19 protein-coding genes, 1 tRNA gene and 1 pseudogene are annotated in these 16,072 nt (G+C 68.7%); 11 read left to right on the top strand and 10 right to left on the bottom strand.

The annotated features are described in order from the left end of the window. Nucleotides 1–254 precede the first annotated feature (254 nt). Nucleotides 255–1,355 carry an Mrp/NBP35 family ATP-binding protein gene (locus CK240_RS12705; protein ID WP_095640712.1) on the bottom strand — a complete coding sequence of 367 codons (1,101 nt, stop codon included), beginning with the start codon at nt 1,353–1,355 and terminating at the stop codon, nt 255–257. After that, the gene (locus CK240_RS18295; protein WP_135058842.1) at nt 1,346–1,639 is read right to left on the bottom strand and encodes a hypothetical protein; all 294 of its coding nucleotides are present in this window, start codon (nt 1,637–1,639) and stop codon (nt 1,346–1,348) included. The genes CK240_RS12705 and CK240_RS18295 overlap by 10 nt, the downstream gene beginning before the upstream one ends. A 164-nt stretch (nt 1,640–1,803) precedes the next feature. Between CK240_RS18295 and CK240_RS12700 the strand changes: the two genes are divergently transcribed. Beyond that, a complete protein-coding gene (locus CK240_RS12700; protein WP_095640711.1) occupies nt 1,804–2,580 on the top strand; it encodes a 23S rRNA (adenine(2030)-N(6))-methyltransferase RlmJ in 777 nt (258 codons plus the stop codon). Here the strand turns inward: CK240_RS12700 and CK240_RS12695 are convergent. Genes CK240_RS12695 through CK240_RS12685 form a run of 3 tightly spaced genes read right to left on the bottom strand, consistent with a single transcriptional unit; the run spans nt 2,565 to nt 4,286 of the window. Then, nucleotides 2,565–3,014 carry a GFA family protein gene (locus CK240_RS12695; protein WP_240517409.1) on the bottom strand — a complete coding sequence of 150 codons (450 nt, stop codon included), beginning with the start codon at nt 3,012–3,014 and terminating at the stop codon, nt 2,565–2,567. The two genes, CK240_RS12700 and CK240_RS12695, sit on opposite strands and share 16 nt — an antisense overlap. Further along, entirely contained in the window at nt 3,007–3,363 is a 357-nt protein-coding gene (locus CK240_RS12690; RefSeq protein ID WP_095640709.1) for a chaperone modulator CbpM, read from the bottom strand. The genes CK240_RS12695 and CK240_RS12690 overlap by 8 nt, the downstream gene beginning before the upstream one ends. Continuing rightward, nucleotides 3,360–4,286: a DnaJ C-terminal domain-containing protein gene (locus CK240_RS12685; protein WP_095640708.1), complete on the bottom strand. Its 927-nt coding sequence runs from the start codon at nt 4,284–4,286 to the stop codon at nt 3,360–3,362. The genes CK240_RS12690 and CK240_RS12685 overlap by 4 nt, the downstream gene beginning before the upstream one ends. Nucleotides 4,287–4,439: 153 nt before the next feature. Between CK240_RS12685 and CK240_RS12680 the strand changes: the two genes are divergently transcribed. Both CK240_RS12680 and CK240_RS12675 read left to right on the top strand, forming a co-directional pair. Further along, nucleotides 4,440–4,516 (top strand) — tRNA-Met (locus CK240_RS12680). 124 nt (nt 4,517–4,640) lie between these two features. After that, nucleotides 4,641–5,666: a glycosyltransferase family 2 protein gene (locus CK240_RS12675; RefSeq protein ID WP_095640707.1), complete on the top strand. Its 1,026-nt coding sequence runs from the start codon at nt 4,641–4,643 to the stop codon at nt 5,664–5,666. Nucleotides 5,667–5,756: 90 nt separating this feature from the next. On the opposite strand, the gene bfr is transcribed toward CK240_RS12675, so the two are convergent. The 3 genes from bfr to hemP form a co-directional block, all read right to left on the bottom strand. Then, nucleotides 5,757–6,242, bottom strand: a complete 486-nt coding sequence (gene bfr, locus CK240_RS12670) for a bacterioferritin (protein WP_095640706.1) — start codon at nt 6,240–6,242, stop codon at nt 5,757–5,759. A gap of 16 nt (nt 6,243–6,258) precedes the next feature. Further along, nucleotides 6,259–6,513: a (2Fe-2S)-binding protein gene (locus tag CK240_RS12665; protein ID WP_095640705.1), complete on the bottom strand. Its 255-nt coding sequence runs from the start codon at nt 6,511–6,513 to the stop codon at nt 6,259–6,261. Between the two features lie 85 nt (nt 6,514–6,598). Beyond that, on the bottom strand, nt 6,599–6,724 hold the full coding sequence (gene hemP / locus CK240_RS12660) for a hemin uptake protein HemP (protein WP_095640769.1): 126 nt from the start codon (nt 6,722–6,724) through the stop codon (nt 6,599–6,601). Nucleotides 6,725–7,069: 345 nt separating this feature from the next. Here hemP and exbB point away from each other — a divergent pair, with 345 nt between their 5' ends. Genes exbB through CK240_RS12645 form a run of 3 tightly spaced genes read left to right on the top strand, consistent with a single transcriptional unit; the run spans nt 7,070 to nt 9,572 of the window. Next, on the top strand, nt 7,070–8,155 hold the full coding sequence (gene exbB / locus CK240_RS12655; RefSeq protein WP_095640704.1) for a tonB-system energizer ExbB: 1,086 nt from the start codon (nt 7,070–7,072) through the stop codon (nt 8,153–8,155). Next, a complete protein-coding gene (gene exbD / locus CK240_RS12650) occupies nt 8,155–8,616 on the top strand; it encodes a TonB system transport protein ExbD (RefSeq protein WP_095640703.1) in 462 nt (153 codons plus the stop codon). The genes exbB and exbD overlap by 1 nt, the downstream gene beginning before the upstream one ends. Continuing rightward, complete coding sequence (locus tag CK240_RS12645) at nt 8,613–9,572, top strand: energy transducer TonB family protein (protein WP_095640702.1); 960 nt, start codon at nt 8,613–8,615, stop codon at nt 9,570–9,572. Before exbD ends, CK240_RS12645 begins: the two co-directional genes overlap by 4 nt. A gap of 89 nt (nt 9,573–9,661) precedes the next feature. On the opposite strand, the gene gltX is transcribed toward CK240_RS12645, so the two are convergent. Continuing rightward, nucleotides 9,662–10,990 (bottom strand): glutamate--tRNA ligase, encoded by a 1,329-nt coding sequence (gene gltX / locus CK240_RS12640; protein WP_095640701.1) that lies wholly within the window; start codon nt 10,988–10,990, stop codon nt 9,662–9,664. Between the two features lie 87 nt (nt 10,991–11,077). Here gltX and CK240_RS12635 point away from each other — a divergent pair, with 87 nt between their 5' ends. From CK240_RS12635 to yihA, 5 genes are all read left to right on the top strand, one after another. Continuing rightward, on the top strand, nt 11,078–11,485 hold the full coding sequence (locus tag CK240_RS12635) for a metallopeptidase family protein (protein WP_095640700.1): 408 nt from the start codon (nt 11,078–11,080) through the stop codon (nt 11,483–11,485). Beyond that, complete coding sequence (locus CK240_RS12630) at nt 11,482–12,450, top strand: 1-phosphofructokinase family hexose kinase (RefSeq protein ID WP_095640699.1); 969 nt, start codon at nt 11,482–11,484, stop codon at nt 12,448–12,450. The genes CK240_RS12635 and CK240_RS12630 overlap by 4 nt, the downstream gene beginning before the upstream one ends. A gap of 99 nt (nt 12,451–12,549) precedes the next feature. Continuing rightward, on the top strand, nt 12,550–14,406 hold the full coding sequence (gene yidC / locus CK240_RS12625; RefSeq protein ID WP_095640698.1) for a membrane protein insertase YidC: 1,857 nt from the start codon (nt 12,550–12,552) through the stop codon (nt 14,404–14,406). After that, on the top strand, nt 14,403–15,161 hold the full coding sequence (locus CK240_RS12620) for an MOSC domain-containing protein (RefSeq protein ID WP_095640697.1): 759 nt from the start codon (nt 14,403–14,405) through the stop codon (nt 15,159–15,161). The genes yidC and CK240_RS12620 overlap by 4 nt, the downstream gene beginning before the upstream one ends. Then, nucleotides 15,158–15,808, top strand: coding sequence for a ribosome biogenesis GTP-binding protein YihA/YsxC (gene yihA, locus CK240_RS12615; protein WP_095640696.1), 651 nt, complete (start codon nt 15,158–15,160; stop codon nt 15,806–15,808). The genes CK240_RS12620 and yihA overlap by 4 nt, the downstream gene beginning before the upstream one ends. Nucleotides 15,809–15,823: 15 nt before the next feature. Here the strand turns inward: yihA and CK240_RS12610 are convergent. Then, nucleotides 15,824–16,072, bottom strand: a pseudogene (locus CK240_RS12610) (ABC transporter permease); the annotation flags it as partial.

Genomic DNA, 16,072 nt, shown 5'->3' with positions numbered 1-16,072 from the left:
GATTCAGGGCACAACAACTATATGTTGTGGAAAAGAGGCTGTGGCAGAATAGTCCCAGATTCTCCCGGTCAAGAAGAAAACTGCCTGCGGCAATGAGCCCCGTCGGCGATCTGGCGCCTGCAGCCCGGTCGATCACGCCCCATCACGGGGCTGCGATTCTGCGGGACGGCGGCCGGGCGGACCGCCTGTCCCATGATTTCCCGCCGAGGCCAAGCCCCGCGGTCCCGTGATTTCCCGAAGGAAACTCCGCAGGCTCAGGCCATGCCGCCCTGGATCAGCCGCTCGGCCAGCCGGGCATAGGCCCCGGCCACCGGCCCCTCGCCCAGCGCGACCGGCTGCCCCGAATCGCCCGCAAGGCGCACCGACAGGTCCAGCGGCACCTCGCCCAGGAAGGGCAGGCCGCGCTCGGCCGCCTCGGCCGCGACGCCGCCATGACCGAACAGGTGCGCCTCGTGCCCGCAATTGGGGCAGACATAGGAGGACATGTTCTCGACCAGCCCCAGCACCGGGGTCCTGAGCTTGCCGAACATGTCGATGGCGCGGCGCGCGTCGATCAGGGCCACGTCCTGGGGCGTGGACACGATGATGGCGCCCGTGACCGGCGCCTTCTGGCACAGGCTCAGCTGCACGTCGCCGGTGCCGGGCGGCAGGTCCACCAGAAGGGCGTCCAGTTCGCCCCATTCGACCTGGTTCAGCATCTGCTGCAGCGCGCCCATCAGCATCGGGCCGCGCCAGACGACCGCCTCGCCTTCCTTCATCATCAGGCCCAGCGACATCATGGTGACGCCATGGGCGCGGACGGGAATGATGCGGTCGTTCTCGCTGCGGGGGCGGTCGGCCACGCCGAGCATCCGGGGCTGGCTGGGGCCGTAGATGTCGGCATCCAGCACCCCGATTCGCCGCCCCTTGCGCGCCAGTGCAACGGCGAGGTTGGTGGTCAGGGTGGACTTGCCGACGCCCCCCTTGCCCGAGCCGATGGCAATGATGTGCTTCACACCCGGAATCGCTTGGGGGCCCGCCTGCGGCGTCGGATGCCGTCCGATCGTCAGGCTGGGCGGCGCACCCGCCCCCGCGGCCGGCCCCGAGCGCGCGGCCACGCCGGCCTGCTTGCCCGCAGGAGCGGTCGTGACAATGCGCACGCGGGAAAAGCCCAGGGCACGCAGCCGCGATTCCGCCTCGGCGCTGGCGGTTTCCAGCGCACGGGCAAGCGCCGCGTCCGAGGCCTCGATGACGAAGCTCACCTCATCTTCGGTCATTGTCAGCGCCCGGATCAGATCGGCCCTGACCAGATTGCTGCCGCCGGGAACCGCCACCTGTTCGAGTTCCTGCATCACCCTGTCGCGATTCACTGCCATGCGCCCGATCCTTCAACTGTCGTTGGCAGCGATATAGGGCCGCCGGCATCCGGCAACCAGACGCGCGCAAAACCATGCTGCTGCGCAGCATCGTGACGCATGGTTCCCGGAAAACGTTGCGTCACACGCATAGGTGATACATCTTCTGCGTGTTCAGGATGCAACAAGTGCCAGAATCCGTCAAAAGATGGCGGTTTTGTGACCAACGGGCGCAATTTTCCATGCATCCAGAGCATAGCAGATCGTCCGAAACAGCCGTTGTGCAAGCGCAGCATTCGGGCCATCTTGTGTTCATGGATCGCAGCCGACCTCCTCCCCGGTAGCGATCCGATGCAGCGCCGCCCCTCCTCCTCCCTGGGCGCGTTGTTGGCGGCGACCCCTCTCCTCCTCCCCGGGGTCGCCGCTTCCTCCTCTTCCCATTCCCGGATGCGCCGACTAGGGACAGGTCATGTTGTCCTATCAGCACGCGTATCACGCGGGAAACCTGGCGGACGTGCACAAGCACGCCCTGCTCGCCACGGCGCTGTCCCACCTGACGGCCAAGCCGAAGCCGCTGACCTATATCGAGACCCATGCCGGGCGCGGCCTCTACGACCTCGGGTCCGAGGAAGCGCAACGGACGCAGGAAGCAGAGGCCGGGATCACGCGCGCGCTGGCGCAAGGCTGGCTGCCGGCGGATCATCCCCTGTCGGATGCACTGTCGGCGGTCCGGGGCCGCTTCGGCCCGCAGGCCTATCCCGGCTCTCCCTTGATCGCCTCACATTTCCTGCGGCCCGGCGACTCGGCCCATCTGGCCGAACTGCACCCGGCCGAACACGCCGCCCTGTCCGAGGTCGCCGATTTCGCGCGGCTTCACCAGCAGGACGGCTTCGCCATGGCGAACGCCCTGATCCCGCCCCTGCCGCGGCGTGGACTGCTGCTGATCGACCCCAGCTATGAGGTCAAGGCCGACTACAACCGCATTCCCGGCTGGATCGCCCGCATGGCGCGCAAGTGGAACGTCGGCGTGATCGCGCTGTGGTACCCGATCCTTGCCGACGAACGGCACCGGGCCATGGCAGGCGCGCTGGCCGCCGATCACCCGCAGGCGCTGCTGTCCGAGGTCCGCTTTCCGCCGGCGCGTGCCGGTCACGGCATGGTCGGGTCGGGCATGTTCGTCATCAACCCGCCCTACGGACTGGACGCCGAAGCCGAGCGCCTCGCCGCCCTTTACGCCGGGCTGTAGCGCAGCACGCCCGCCAGCACGTCCTGTCCCGGCGGCGTCTCGCGCTCGCCTTCCCAGACCGGCAGTTCTAGAAAGTCGAAGGGGCTCACGCCGTCCAGGCAGGCGGCGCTGACGGCGACCTGGCCGGGAACCGAGCTGCGGTGGTGATGGGTGTTGATGCCGCAGACCCGGCAGAAATGATGGGCCGCGACGCCCGTGCCGAAATGGTAGGTGCCAAGGCTGTCCTCGCCTGAAAGCAGCTGGAAGCCCCCCTCGGCGACCGTCACCGAGATGCTGCCCTTCATCCGGCAATAGGAACATGTGCAGCGGCCGGCGGTGGCCAGGCCCTGCGCCAGCCTCGTGCGGAACCGCACCGCGCCGCAGTGGCAGCCCCCTTCCGCCTCGGCCATGCCAAGCGCCGGGCCGCGCGGCCGCAGGGCGACCCGCTCAGTCACGCTGGACCCGCAGGATCCGGATCTCGTGAATCACGCGGCGCAGGCGCGCGCGGGTTTCGGGCGGCTCCTCTGCCAGCGCGCCCAGCACCGCACGCATCTCTCCCCTGATCCCGTTCAACTGGTCGATCAGCGACAGCACCAGCGCCAGCGCCTCGGGGTCGAGCCGGAACATCTCCTCGAGTTCGACGGCCAGTTGCAGCCGCGCCGCGTCGATCTCGCGGAAGCGCGGCTCGCCCTCCGCCAGCAGGGGCTGGATGATGCCGGCCTCGGTCAGCGCCGCCAGCGCCTCGGGCGAGAGCTCGGGGATCATCGAAAGGATCTCGTCGCGGGTCTTGAATTGGCGGATCATCGTCCCCTCCCCCCTGCGGCGCGCGGGTTGTATGCGTGATCCTTGCGCCACGTCTCGATGAAGCGGGCCAGGTCGTCGTCGATCTGCGGCGGCATGACGATGCGCAGCTCGACATGCTGATCGCCCCGCTTGCCGCCCGCGCCCGTCAGGCCCCGGCCCCGCAGCCTGAGCTTCTGCCCCGACGAGGCGCCGCGCGGGACCGTCAGCATCACGGGCCCGTCGATGGTCTGCGCTTGGACCTTGGCTCCCAGCACCGCCTCGTCCAGCGAGATCGGCAGAACCGTGGACACGTCATCGCCGTCGCGTCGCCAGTCCGGGTCCTCGCGCACCGTGATCGCCAGCAGCGCATCTCCAGGGGGACCGTCGCCCATGCCCGCAGCGCCCTTGCCGCGCAGCCGGATGGTCTGGCCGTCACGGGTGCCGGCGGGAATGTTGACGTCCAGCACATTGCCGTCGGGCAGGGTGATGCGGGTCGTCCCGCCGCGCGCGGCGGTCATGAAATCGACCTCCAGCGTGTAGCGATGGTCCTGTCCGCGCATGTCGAAGCTGCGGGCTCCGCCCCCGAAGCCCGACTGGCGGAAGCCGCGCTCGCCGAAAAGATCGGCGAACACGTCCGAGAAGTCGCCATAGTCGGCCTGCCCCCGGTAAGGATTGTCCGGCGCCTCCGAGAAGTCGCGGTAATAGCGGCGCTGCGGGCGTTCCTGCCCCTGGGCGTCGATCTCGCCCCGGTCGAAGCGGGCGCGCTGCTCGGGGTCCTTCAGCAGGTCGTAGGCCACAGAGGCCGCCTTGAAGCGTTCGTGCGCGGCCGGATCATCGGTCAGGTCCGGGTGATCCCTTTTCGCGATCTTGCGGTAAGCCTTCTTGATCTCGGCATCGGTCGCCGTCTTCGACACGCCCAGTGCGGCATACGGATCGTCCGCCATCTGCAACCTCTTGCTTTGCCCCTGCAACGCCCCAGGGCGCGCCCAGTTTCCCTGCACGCCCGGCCGGTCCCAGGCAAGCGGCGGCATGCTGATTCCGCTTGACGGCCCGCGCGCGCCGCCCTAAATCCCCCGCACCCATCGCGGGATGCATGGGGCGGAGTAGCTCAGCTGGTTAGAGCAGAGGAATCATAATCCTTGTGTCGGGGGTTCAAATCCCTCCTCCGCTACCATCGACCTTCTCTTCAGGCACAGCATCAGGTCCCGGCGCAGTCTTGCGCTTGCAAGGCCATGCAACCATAACGCTTGCATCCTGATCGTCCCTCAACATCCCGGGACATTCGTTGCGAGCCTTTCATGCCCGAATCCAAGAAAGTTCTTTTCTCGGCCGTCAAGAACGAGGGTCCGTTCCTGGTGGAATGGATCGCCTATCACAAGGCGATCGGGTTCGACACGATCCTGATCGTGTCGAATGACAGCGACGACGGCACGACCGAGCTGCTGGACGCGCTGCATACGGCAGGCGAGATACAGCATATCCATCATTCTGTCGGTCCCGACGAGTCCCCGCAGGGAAAAGCAGCGAAGGCCGCGAATGAAAGTTCAGCGATAGCCGATGGCGACTGGGTCATCTGGCTGGATGCTGACGAATTCCTGAATATCCATTGCGGGCAGGGAAAAGTTGATGACCTCATTCTTTCCCTTGGCGGGGCGCATGGCGTCCTGATTCCCTGGCGCATTTTCGGCGACGGAGGGAACAAGACATTCCCGGGAAGGTTTGTTTCACAGGACTTCAGCCGGGCAGCCGACCGGGACTTTGCCGGCAACAAGATCATCAAGACCTTCTATCGCCATCGGGCGCGCAAGACCAGATTGTCCGAGATCGCCAACCATCGGCCGCACCTCAGGAGGTGGAAGCACTTCCAGGGCACGGATTTCGTTAATGCGTCTGGAGCTACCCTGAACCTGGACTTCTTTCCCACGGCCCGTTGGCTCAGGGGAGTACAAGGGAAAGCCAACTTCCGCATTGCCCCCGAGGATTACGGGTGGGATCTCGTTCAGATCAATCACTATGCCGTGCGGACCAGGGAGATGTTCGAACTGAAAGCGCGGCGGGGGCGAGGGTTCGTCAACATCGACAATGGCGTAGCGAAACGGAAGCCGCGCCACACCCCCACGTTCTTCGACGAGCACAATCGGAACGAAGCAGAGGACAGATCGATTCTGCGACACGAGGGCGCAACGGCCGAGCAGATGCAAAGATTGCTGGCCCTGCCCTCTGTCAGACACGCCAACGATCTTGCGCTGCAAATCACCGAAAAGCGGATTACCTCTCAGCGGGCCACGGCTGAAGACGCGCCAACGGCTGCATCCGAGCATTAGCAGGCACCGCTGTCATATGCAGGACTGCAGGAACAAATAAAAACGCCGCCTTTCGGGGCGGCGTTTCGTCCATCCGGCGGTGGCCGCCCTTTACTCGGCCTTGTCGGCGGGCTTGGCGTTCAGCTGGCCATAGTTCTGGACGCCGATCTCGCCCATCAGCGACAGCTGCGTTTCCAGGAAGTCGATGTGGCCTTCCTCGTCCTCGATCAGGTCGTCGAACAGCGACTTGGACACCTGGTCGTTGATCTCGGAGCAGTATTTCCGCGCCTCGAGGTAGAGGGTGCGGGCCTCGTGCTCGGCGGCGAGGTCGGCTTCCAAAGTTTCGCGCAGGTTCTGGCCGATGCGCAGCGGGTCCAGCTTCTGCAGGTTCGGGTGGCCTTCCAGGAAGATGATGCGCTGGATCAGCCGGTCGGCGTGGTGCATCTCCTCGATCGACTCGGCGCGCGACTTGTCGGCGATCCGGCCGTAGCCCCAATCCTCCTGCAGGCGATAATGCAGCCAGTACTGGCTGACCGCCGTCAGCTCGGACCTGAGCGCGGCGTTGAGATAGTCGATGACCTTCGGATCACCCTTCATGGACAGCCCTCTGCTTTCAGCGCGCTACGCCTTGACGCAGTCCGCGCAGCACCGGGGGCACATCCCTCTGGCCTGCATTGACGGCAAAGCCGTCGGCGGCGCGCATCGTCGCAACGAACAGTTTCATGCACCCGCCGCAATCCGCGCTCTTGCCGAGAGCATGGTAGATCTTGCCGGGCGTGACGATCGTATCAGCATCCGAAGCGCGCATCCAGCCGACGGCGGCACGGATGTCGGCATCGCTGATGCCCATGCAATGGCAGACGATCATCGGGACAACCCGGGTGCAATGGGCAGATGGAGCAAGGAGGGCATTGGCCGGGCTTCCTGTCAGTGGCTGGGCGCGGAAGAAGGGATCACTTGGTCAGGATCAGCTTTCCGGCGCGGGTGATGCGCAGGGTATAGACCTGGTCGGCCAGTGCGATCTGCGCCAGATGGCCGCCCCCCGTCAGCGTCGTCGCCTCATGCAGGGGGGTCGGCATCCGGACGGGCGTGCGATCCGTTCCGTGGAAGGTAAGATCGTTCATCTGAGCCTCCTGTTAGTTGAGAAGTTCACTCGGGTATGTTCGAGTTCTTACGTCAGGTTCCCCGCCTGTCAACGGGAAACTTGGGCGGTCACACAACCATCATGAAGGATGTCGGGCGCAGCGCAGCCGGATCGCAGTCGGAAAAAGGCTTTGGACATGAGCCCGCCGCCCGCCCTGATCCCGATAAAGGTGGGCATTCAGGGGCAGCCTTGTTCTCGTATATAGTTGACAGGAATGGTCAGGTCTGTTTGGAGCCACTTGAACGCGGCCTGCCCGCTCTTTGCCCAGCAAGGTCTGTCCATGAAGCCTGATCCGTCCCGCGCCGTCCTTTCGCTTGCAGCTGCCGTCGCCCTGGGCCTCGGCGCCCTGATGGGGTCGCCTCCGGCACTGGCTCAGGGGCAGGAAAGCGTGCCTGCTTCGACGGCAGGCGCACCCGCGCAGCCTGATTCGTTGCCCGTCGGGGCTGAAGGCACGGGCGTCCCGGCCGCCTCGGTTCCCGCGGCAGCGGCGGCTCCGGCCATCTCCAACACCGAAGCTGGGCAGTCTGCGGTCCCTGCCGCCGTGCCCGGTGCCCCTGCCGCTGCCCCTGCCCCTGCCCCTGCCCCTGCCGCTGCCCCGGCCGGGATCTCGCCGCTGGCATCCGGGCAGGACGAGGCGTCGCCGCCCCTGCCCGCCGCTCCGGCCGCCGAGGCCATTCCCGCTGATGCCCTGCCCCACGACCTGTCGCCGATGGGAATGTTCCGGCAGGCCGACATCGTGGTGAAGGCGGTGATGATCGGCCTTGCCTTCGCCTCGGTCGTCACCTGGACCGTGCTGATCGTGAAGGTGGTCGAATACCTGATCGCCATGTCCGCGATCGGCCGCGGTGCCCGCCGCATCGAATCGGCCGAGTCGCTGCGCACTGCCTTGTCGGGCGCGAATGGCCGCGGGCCCGACGCGCGGATGCTGCGCGCCGCCGCGCGCGAGTTGAACCGCTCGGCCTCGGGCCTTTCGCCCGACGGCGTGCGCGAGCGCATCGCCTCGCACCTGGGCCAGATCCAGGCGCGGGCCGCGCGGCACATCGGGCGCGGAACGGGGGTGCTGGCCACCATCGGCTCGACCGCGCCCTTCGTGGGGCTGTTCGGGACCGTCTGGGGGATCATGAACAGCTTCATCGGCATTTCCGAGGCGCAGACCACGAACCTGGCCGTCGTGGCACCGGGCATCGCCGAGGCGCTGCTGGCCACCGCCATCGGCCTTGTCGCGGCCATCCCGGCGGTCGTGATCTACAACTTCTTCGCCCGCGCGATCACCGGCTACCGGCTGCGCCTGAACGAAACGGCGGCAAGCGTCGAACGGCTGGTCAGCCGCGACCTCGACCGCGCGGCGGCAGGGATCCGGGTCTGATGGCGGGGGGCATCCGGAACCAGTCGGGCGGCGGCGACGACGATCTGGTGGAGAACCACGAGATCAACGTCACCCCCTTCATCGACGTGATGCTGGTGCTGCTAATCATCTTCATGGTCGCGGCGCCGCTGTCCACCGTGGACATCAACGTGGACCTGCCGGTGTCGAACGCGCCGGTCTCGGGCCGGCCCGACACGCCGGTCTGGCTGACGGTGGGGCCCAACCTCGCGCTGTCCCTGGGCAACCGCGCGATCGCGCCCGAGGCGCTGGCGGCCGAACTCGCGGCAGCGACCGGGGGGGATCTGGCAACCCGCATCTATCTGCGCGCCGACCAGGCGGTGGCCTACGGCGACCTGATGGGGGTGATGAACCGGCTGCGCGACTCGGGCTATCTGAAGATCGCGCTGGTCGGGCTGGACCGCGCCAGCGCGCCGCCCGCGGCGCTTCCGGCGACGCCATGAGCGGGGGGCGCCTGGGCAGCGCAGGCGGCTGGCTGGCGGTGGGCGCGCTGGTCCTGTCAGCCCATGTGGCGGCTGCCGCCTGGGCGTTGCGCCAGCCCGGGCAGGCCCTGCCCGCCGCGCCCGACGCGATCCTGCTGGACCTCGAGCCCCCTCCGCCGGGCGAGCTTGCCGCAGCCTCGGAGGAAAGCGAGGCAGCCGCCGAGGCCGAGCCGGAACCCGCGCCCGAGCCGGCGCCCGAACCCGAGCCCGAACCGGAGCCGGAGCCCCTGCCCGAGTTCACCCCGCCCGAGATCGAGCCATTGTCCCCGCCCGATTTCGCGGCGCTTGCTCCCCCGGAGCCCGTGCCGGAGTTCGTGCCGCCTCCGGTCGTGCCGCTGCCGCCCCCGGACTTCGCCAGCCTCACCCCGCCCGCCGAGGCCGCGCCCGCCATCGTCCCGCCGCCCCGCCGCCGTCCCGAGCGGCTGGTCCGGCGCGAGGAGCCGCGGGAGGAACCCAAGGAAGAGCCCCGCGAGGAGCCCCGCCGCGAGACGCGGCGCGAGCGCGAGCGCGAGCAGCCCCGCGCCGAGCGGAAGGACGAGCGGCGCGAGCAGGCCGAGGCGTCGCGCAGCGGACGTCAGGGCCGCAGCGGCGAAACCGGCGCGCGTCAGGCCCCCGCCGCCGCCTCCGGCGCGTCGCGCCAGGCGCAGGCCAGCTGGCAGCAGCGCGCGGGTGCCCGCGTCAGCCAGCACATGAGCCGCACCCGCGTGCCCGGCCGGCGCGGCGGCACCGTGCGGGCGACCGTCACCGTCAGGGTTTCGGCCAACGGGGCGACCAGCGCCCAACTGGCACGGGGGACCGGGGAACCGGCCGTGGACGCGGCGCTGGCCCGGCAGGCGGCGCGGATGCCGAAGCTGCCCGCTCCGCCCAACGGTCAGCCCTTCACCTTCCAGCAGCCGGTCCAGATTCAGCTGAGATAAAACAAGGGCGGCCCCTTGCCGGGCCGCCCTGCCAGAAGCGGAGCGCATGAAAAAGGCGGCCCCCGTGGCCGCCTTCGTCGTCCGGGACCTTACCGCCCGGCGGCGGGCACCCTTTGCAGCAGGGGCATCAGCTCGCCCATCTCGGGGCCGTGGTCCATGCCGGTCAGGGCCTTGCGCAGCGGCATGAACAGCCCCTTGCCCTTGCGCCCCGTCGCGGCCTTGACCGCATTGGTCCATTCGCTCCAGGTCGTCTCCGTCCAGGGACGCGGCGGCAGCATCGCCAGCGCCTGGGCCACGAACTCGGCATCCTCGGGGGCGATCACCGGCTCGGCGCCGTCGCGCATCAGGGTCCACCACTCGCCCAGGTCGTCCAGCCTGGTGATGTTCTGCCGCGCCACCGACCAGAAACGTTCGGCGAGGTCATCCGGCACGCCCAGGGCGGCAATGCGCTCGCGCACGGCATCATAGGGCAGGTGCTGGTTGCGCTCACGCGTGAGCGGCCAAAGGTCCTCGGCATCGAACTTGGTGGGCGAGGCGCCGAACTGGCTCAGGTCGAAGCCCTCGGCCAGTTCGTCCAGCGACATCCGCAGTTGCACCGGCTGGTTCGACCCCAGCCGCGCCATCAGCGACAGCAGCGCCTCGGGCGCGACGCCCTTCTCGCGCAGGTCGCGCAGCGACAGGGTGCCCAAGCGCTTGGACAGTTCCTCGCCCTGCGGGCCGGTCAGAAGGCTGTGGTGGGCAAAGCGCGGGGGCGTGCCGCCCAGCGCCTTGATGATCTGGATCTGCGTCGCGGTGTTTGTCACGTGGTCCGCGCCGCGCACGATGTCGGTCACGCCCATGTCCACGTCGTCCACGGAGGACGCGAAGGTATAAAGCACCTGCCCGTCCGCCCGGATCAGCACCGGGTCGCTGACCGAGGCCGCGTCGATCGACACGTCGCCGATGATGCCGTCCGGCCACTCGATCCGTTCCTGGTCCAGCCGGAAGCGCCAGTAGCCCTCGCGCCCCTCGGCCCGCAGCCGGGCGCGGTCCTCGTCCGTCAGGTTCAGCCCCGCGCGGTCGTAGACCGGGGGCTTGCCCATGTTCAGCTGCTTCTTGCGCTTGAGGTCCAGCTCGGTCGGCGTCTCGAAGACCTCGTAAAGCCGCCCCGCGCCGCGCAGCTGGTCGGCGGCCTCGGCATAGCGGTCCAGCCGGTCGGACTGCCGTTCCAGCCGGTCCCAGGTCAGGCCCAGCCATTCCAGGTCGCGCTGGATGCCGTCGGCATATTCCTGCTTCGACCGCTCGCGGTCGGTGTCGTCCAGCCGCAGGATGAACGTGCCGCCGGTCTTGCGGGCGATCAGGTAGTTCATCAGGGCGGTGCGCAGGTTGCCGACGTGGATATGGCCGGTCGGCGAGGGCGCGAAACGGGTCGTGGTCATCGGCGTCTCCTTGATCCGCCCGCTCTTTCACACCGGGCGATTCTTGTCCATATCGGCCCCAAAGCCGTTGAACGCCAAGGGAACGCCATGACCGACTGGACCGAGGCCGCCGCGCCCTCTGCCGACGACATCGAGGCGATCGCGCGCGAAGTGCTGGCGGGACTGCCGCCCGAGTTCGCGGGCCATGCCGCCGAGGTCATCCTGCGGGTCGAGGAGGTCGCCGGCGAGGACGTGCTGGACGAGCTCGAGATCGACGACCCGCTGGAGCTGACGGGCCTTTACGACGGCATCCCCCGCACCGAGAAGTCGCCCAGCCAGCCCCAGCATTTCCCCGACACGGTCTGGCTGTTCCGCCGCGCGATCCTGGACGAATGGGCCGAACGCGGCGATGTCACGCTGGGGGCGCTGGTCCGCAACGTGGTGGTCCACGAGTTTGCCCATCACTTCGGCTGGTCGGACGAGGACATCGCCCGCATCGACCGGTGGTGGGAATGATCCTGACCCCGCAGCCCCAGGCGCCCGTCCTGACCGTCACGCTGAACCCGGCGCTGGACCTGTCCACCAGCACGGACGAGGTGGTGCCGGAACTCAAGCTGCGCTGCGAGGCGCCCGACATCGATCCCGGCGGCGGCGGCATCAACGTCAGCCGCGCCATCGCCAACATGGGCGGGCGTTCGCGCGCGCTGGTGGCGCTGGGCGGCGCGACGGGCACGCGGCTCTGCGACCTTCTGCACCAAACCGGCCTGCCCGTCCTGCGTCTGAACGCGCCGGGCGAGACGCGGCAATCGCTGTCCGTCATCGACCGCAGCGACGGCGCGCAGTTCCGCTTTGTCCTGCCGGGGCCGGAATGGCGGCCCTCGGACGTGCGGGGCGCGCTGGACGCCGTCGTGGGCGCCGCGCCGCAGGGTGGCATCCTGGTGATCTCCGGCTCGAACCCGCCGGGCGTGCCGCCCGACTTCGCGGTGGCGCTGGCCCGCAGGCTGGCCGGACGCGACACGCGGATGTTCGTGGACACCTCGGGCGCGGCGCTGGCGGCGGTGGCGGGCGCCCGCGACGCACCCATCGCCGTCCTGCGGATGGACGATGCCGAGGCCGAGGGGCTGGCGGGACGTCCCCTGCCCGCGCGGAAGGACACGGCCGACTTCGCCTCCAGCCTCGTGCAGGCGGGGGCGGCGCAGTCGGTGATCGTGGCGCGGGGCGCGGACGGCAACATCGTGGCCTGCCCGGAGGGCCGCTGGCACGCCGAGGCGCCGCCCGTGACCGTCATCAGCAAGGTCGGCGCGGGCGACAGCTTCGTGGCGGGCTATACGCTGGCCGTGGCGCGCGGCATGGCCGTGGCGGATGCGCTGGCGCTGGCCGCCGCCGCCGCAGCCGCCGCCTGCATGACCCCCGCGACCGACCTTTGCCGCCCCGAGGACGTCGAGCGGCTCTATGCGGAACGCGTCGTCACCCCCATCTGACCATCGCCGCACGTGCGCCTTGCCCGCTATTGGCTTGACCTTTGCAGGGGGGTCCGGTTGAAGCGGCGCGTATTTCTCGCAAGAAGCCGGGGTCCGAGGATGGACGACAACAACCGCAACCTGATCCTTGCCATGGTGCTGTCGGCACTGGTCATGGTCGGGTGGTATGCCTTCTTCGCGCCGCCTCCGCCCGAGCCGACGGACCCGGCCGTGGCGACGCAGACCGCGCCCGGCGCCATCGCGCCCACGGCTCCGGCCGAGCAGGCGCCCGCCCCGACGCTGATCGGCGCGGCCGACGATCCGGTGCTGACGGCGCCGCGCGTGCAGATCGAATCGCCTTCGATGCGCGGCTCGATCTCGCTGGCGGGCGGCCGGATCGACGACATCCTGCTGACCGGCTACCGCGAGACGCTGGACCCGAACTCGCCCTTCGTGCGGCTTCTGTCGCCGACCGCGCAGCCCCGCCTGACCACCGAGGGCACGCCGGTCGCGCCCGGCGCGGACCCCGAGGTCGTGGTGCAGAAACCCTATTACGCCGTCTACGGCTGGATGCCCGGCCCCGGCGTGGACCCGGCGCTGGTCCCCTCGCCCGCCACCCTTTGGACGGTCGAAAGCGGCGCGACGCTGGGCCCCGACCAGCCGGTCACCCTGCGCTGGGACAACGGCGCGGGCCAGGTCTTCCGCCGCACCTTCGCGCTGGACGACCGCTACCTGTTCACCGTGACGCAGAGCGTCGAGAACACCGGCCCCGCGCCCTTCGTCGCCGCCCCCTACGGCATCCTCGCCCGCCACGGCCAGCCCGACACGCAGAACTTCTTCATCCTGCATGAAGGCGCGGTCGGCATGACCGACGGCGAGCTGGTCGAGGTCAAGTACAAGGACATGGCCAAGTTCGAGGCGGCCGGCGCCGAAGGCCCCGCCGAGATCACCGAGGTCGCGGAAAACGGCTGGATCGGCTTCACCGACAAGTACTGGATGACGACGCTGATTCCCGCGCCCGGCCAGCCCTTCACCTCGGTCGTGAAATACGCCCCCGGCGCCGACATCTACCAGGCCGAGACGCGCCTGCCGATGCAGACCGTCGCCCCCGGCACGCAACTGTCGTCCTCGAGCTATCTCTTCGCCGGCGCGAAGGAATGGGAAGCGATCAACGGCTATCAGGAGGCCAAGGGCATCGACCGCTTCGTCGACTCGATCGACTGGGGCTGGTTCTACTTCCTGACCAAGCCGATCTTCCGCCTGCTGCACTGGCTGCACGGCTTCATCGGCAACATGGGCTGGTCGATCATCGCGCTGACCTTCATCCTCAAGGCGCTGGTCTTCCCGCTGGCCCGGAAGTCCTATGTCTCGATGGCCCGGATGCGCGAGCTTCAGCCCGAGATGGAGGCGATCAAGGAACGCACCGGCGACGACCGGATGAAGTACCAGCAGGAAGTCATGGCGCTGTACCGCAACGCCAAGGTGAACCCGGCGGCGGGCTGCCTTCCGCTGCTGCTGCAGATCCCGATCTTCTTCGCGCTCTACAAGGTGATCTTCGTCACGCTGGAACTGCGCCACGCCCCCTGGGTCGGCTGGATCCGCGACCTGTCGGCGCCGGACCCCTCGTCGCTGCTGAACCTCTTCGGGCTGTTCCCCTGGGACGCGCCCGCGCAGGGGACCATGCTGCATTCGCTGTCGCTGCCGCTGCTGGCGATCGTGCTGGGCATCACCATGTGGCTGCAGCAGAAGCTGAACCCGGCCCCCACCGACCCGGCGCAGAAGATGATCTTCGCCTGGATGCCCTGGATCTTCATGTTCATGCTGGGTGGCTTCGCCTCGGGGCTGGTGCTTTACTGGATCACCAACAACACCATCACGATCATCCAGCAGTACGGGATCATGTCGATGCACGGCCACCGGCCCGACCTGTTCGGCAACATCCGCGCCGGCCTGCCCAAGCGCAGCGCCAAGAAGTGACCGCGCGGCTGGCCCACATCTTCCGCCACCCGGTCAAGTCGGTCGGGGGCGAGGCGCTGGACGAGGTCCGGCTGACCGAGGGCCAGCCCCTGCCCGGCGACCGCCGCTTCGCGGTCCTGCACGAAGCGGCGATCCAGCACCTGGACGGCGACGAGCTTCGCCGCTGGCTGCCCAAGTCCGCCTTTCTGCGGGGGGTCGCCTCGGCGCCCCTTCAGGCGATCAGCGGCGGCTGGGACGGTGACCATCTCGTCCTGTCCCATCCCGACCTGCCGCCCCTGCGCTTCGACCCCACCCGCGATCAGGCAACGCTGCTGGACTGGCTCGCCCCCTTGTGGGACCCCAGCGGCAAGGCTCCTGCCGCGCGGCTGGTCGAGGCCCCGCAAGCGCTGACGGACGTGAACCACCCGTGGCTGTCGGTCCTGTCGCTGTCCTCGCTGCGTGACCTGGAGGACCGGCTCGGCCAGCCGCTCGGCACCCACCGCTGGCGCGCGAACCTGTGGATCGACGGGTGGGAGCCCTATGCCGAGCGCGACATGCAGTTGCACCGCATCCGCATCGGCGACACGGTCGTGCTGAAGCTGACCGAGCGGATCGGCCGCTGCGCCGCGACCAGTGTGGACACCGCCACCGGCCGCATCGACCTGGACATGCCGAAGGCCCTGCAGGACCAGTTCTGGCACCAGGACTTCGGCATCTATGCCGAGGTTCAGACCGGCGGCACCATCCGCCCCGGAGACGAGGTCGAAGTCCTTTGAAGGTCGCCTTCCCCCCTGCCCCCGAGCCCGATGCCGAGGCCGCCGAGGCCGGGCGCCTGCTGTTCGCGGGTCCCGTCGATTTCATCAAGGGCGTGGTCGCCATGGACGGCCTGCCCCCGGCCGACCGCCCCGAGGTCTGCTTTGCCGGCCGGTCCAACGTCGGCAAGTCCAGCCTCATCAACGCGCTGACCGGGCGCAAGGGGATCGCGCGGGCGTCCAACACGCCGGGGCGGACGCAGGAACTGAACTTTTTCGCCCTGGGCGACCGCGGCTATCTGGTGGACCTTCCGGGCTACGGCTTCGCCCAGGCGCCGGTGGCGGTCGTGCAGAAATGGCAGGCGCTGCTGAAGCAGTATCTGGCGGGCCGCCCCAACCTGCGCCGCGCCTTCGCCCTGATCGACGCGCGCCACGGCATCAAGCCCGTGGACCACGAGATCATGACGCTGCTGGACCGTTCGGCGGTGCCCTTCCAGGTGGTCGTGACCAAGGCCGACAAGATCGGGCGCGGCACGCTGGCCCAGACCCTTGCCCAGATCGAGGCCGAGCTGCAGAAGCACCCCGCCGCCTATCCCGAACTGGTCGTGACCTCCTCGGAAAAGGGCGAGGGCATCCCAACCCTGCGCGCGATCATCGAGGGGCTGACCTGAGCCCGGGCTCGCGCCTCAGCCCAGTTCCAGCAGGTCGCGGTAGCGCCGCCACATCAGCAGCAGCCCGGACACCAGGGTCAGCAGCGACACCGCGATGACATAGCTCTCGCTGACATAGTCGGCGGGATAGACCACATAGATCCCCCGCCGCATCAGACCGACCAGGTGCAGGACGGGGTTCCACCACAGGACATCCTGCACGACCTTGGGCATCAGCTCGTAGGTGTAGAAGATGCCCGACATCAGGAACAGCGGGCGGCTGAG

Origin of the sequence: Paracoccus salipaludis (genome assembly GCF_002287065.1) — a bacterium.
Classification (GTDB): domain Bacteria; phylum Pseudomonadota; class Alphaproteobacteria; order Rhodobacterales; family Rhodobacteraceae; genus Paracoccus; species Paracoccus salipaludis.
This window is presented reverse-complemented; position numbering and strand designations above follow the sequence as displayed.